The 2,510-nt window shown below is 72.6% G+C and carries 2 protein-coding genes; both read left to right on the forward strand.

What is annotated here, in order from left to right:
• A partial coding sequence (gene mltG, locus Q1N79_RS28210; protein ID WP_300614098.1) for an endolytic transglycosylase MltG occupies nt 1–1,604 on the forward strand: 1,604 nt, incomplete at its 5' end.
• 19 nt (nt 1,605–1,623) lie between these two features.
• A partial coding sequence (locus Q1N79_RS28215) for a hypothetical protein (RefSeq protein ID WP_300614099.1) occupies nt 1,624–2,510 on the forward strand: 887 nt, incomplete at its 3' end.

Consider the following 2,510-nt stretch of genomic DNA (forward strand, 5'->3'; position numbering starts at 1 on the left):
CGGGCCAGCCGCCGTGGAACGACCCTGCCGGGCAGCAGGGCCGGCGGGGCGGTGGCGCACCGGCGCCGCGCCCGGGCCAGGGTTCAACGCCGGGTGGCGGGTACGAGCAGAGCCCGGGTCCGGCGCAGGGACGCGGCCAGGGATATGGCCAGCGGGACGCGCGGTCGCAGAACCAGCGCCCCGGCGGGAACCCGCCGCAGTACCCGCGCACCGGACCTGAGCAGGTCCCGGGCTCAGGCACCGGGCCGCGTCCAGCGCAGCGCGGGACGGGGCCGGCGCGGCAGGTGCCGCGCGGCTACGAGCGGGGCGGCACCGGGCCGCGCCGCATGGCCGGCGAGTACCAGGGCGATTACCCCGCAGAAGGCTATTCGGCCCGCGGCGAGGGCCGCTTCGGCCGGGAAGAACGCGAAAGCTGGGACTCCGACGCTGGCGATGGAACGTTCCTGCCGGGTTTCGACCGCCGGCGCGGGCTAAGCGGCGCCTCCCGGGACGGTTACCGGGGCGGGCGCGGCGAGCGCCGCGATCCGCGTGACCGCCGCGACTGGAACGACCGCGGCGACAGTGACGACTATGACGATACTGACTGGCCCAAACGCAAACGCAGCCCTATCCGCCGGCTGGCGCCGTGGATCGCGCTGCTGGTGATCCTCACCCCGCTGGTCATCGGCGGCTTGTACGTCTACCACCTGTATGAGAACAAGTACCACCCAGCCGACTACTCCGGCCCTGGCACCGGTCCCGCGGTGGTCGTCGAGGTGAACAGCGGCGACACGGCGTTCACCCTGGGTCCGCGGCTGCAGCAGCTCGGCGTGGTCGCGAGCGCCCGCGCGTTCGAACTGGCGGCCGAGCGCAGCACGAGCACGGTGGGCCTTGAGGTGGGCTTCTACAGGCTGAACCACCATATGCAGGCCAGCCTGGCGTATGCGGCGCTGCTCAACCCGAAGGACCGGGTGCAGCTGACCGTCCTCATCCCCGAAGGCAAGCGCGCCTCGCAGGTGATTGTGCTGCTCGCCAAGGCGACGGGCATCCCGTTGGCCAAGTTCCAGCAGGTCATTGACCACCCCGCTCAGCTCGGCCTCCCGTCCTACGCCAAGGGGAAGGTCGAGGGCTACCTGTTCCCTGCCACGTACACGATCCAGCCGAATGAGACGGCGCTGCAGATCCTGCAGGCGATGGTCCAGCGCTACGACGTCGAAGCCCAGCAGATCAGCCTGCCGGCGGCGGCAGCGAAGGTGCACCTGACACCGGAACAGGTCATCATCGAGGCCAGCATGGTGCAGGCCGAGGGCGGCGTGATCTCCGATTACCCGAAGATTGCCCGCGTGATCATCAACAGGCTCAACGACGGCATGAAGCTCCAGTTCGACAGCGTCCTGCTGTACGGCCTCAACGCGTACGCCGTCAACGTCACCGACGCGCAGATCGCCACGCCCGGCCCCTACAACGACTTCCAGCACTACGGCCTGCCGCCCACGCCCATCTGCAACCCGGGCAACGCCGCGATCCAGGGCATCCTGCACCCCGCGGCAGGCGACTGGCTCTATTTCCTGACCGTCACGGGAAAGGCGTCGGAGTTCTCGGCGACACCCCTGCAGGGTCAGTGAGCGGATACGCTCGCCACGTATGAAAGCCGCCGTACTCGGCTCGCCGATCGCCCACTCGCTGTCCCCGGTCCTGCACCGCGCGGCCTACGTCGCGCTGGGCCTGGACGACTGGACGTACCAGGCCATCGAGTGTGACGAGGCGGGCCTGCCCGGCCTCATCGAGTCGCTCGGGAGCGCCCCCGGGTGGGCGGGCCTGTCGCTGACAATGCCGCTGAAGCGGACGGTGCTGCCGCTGCTCGACCGCGCCGACCCGCTGGTCGCGGCGACCGGCGGGGCGAACACCGTGGTGTTCCGCCCGGACGGCCGGTACGGCTACAACACCGACGTGCAGGGCATCGTCGACGCGCTGGCGCAGGCGGGCGCCCCGGCGCCGGGAAGCGTCACGATTGTCGGCGGGGGCGCGACGGCCTGCTCGGCGCTCGCCGCGCTGCCGCGGATCGGTGCCAGCGGCGCGGACGTCCTCGTCAGGGACCCCGCCCGGGCCGGCGGCCTGCTCGCCGCCGCCCAGCGGCTGCACGTGCCTGTCAGGCTCTGCTCTCTCCCGGGGGACGACCCCCCGGGGACCCTGCTCCTCCCGGGGGACGACCCCCCGGGGACCCCCCGCATGGGGGGACTGCCCGTCCCCCCATACCCCCCTGGCCCCCCTGGCCCCCCTGGCCTGCTGATCTCCACGGTTCCCGCCGGGGTCGCCGACGCGTTCGCCGACCGCATCCGGACGACGGGCCGCGCGCCCGCGGCGGTGCTCGACGTCGTCTACGACCCATGGCCGACCCCGCTGGCCGAGGCGGCCTCCGCCGCGGGGGCGGTGGTGGCGAGCGGCTTCGCGATGCTGCTCCACCAGGCGGCCGCGCAGGTCGAGCTGATGACGGGCGAGCCCGCTCCCGTCGCGGCTATGCGCGCCGCCGG

Origin of the sequence: Trebonia sp., assembly GCF_030042015.1 — a bacterium.
Taxonomy (GTDB): Bacteria; Actinomycetota; Actinomycetes; order Streptosporangiales; family Streptosporangiaceae; genus Trebonia.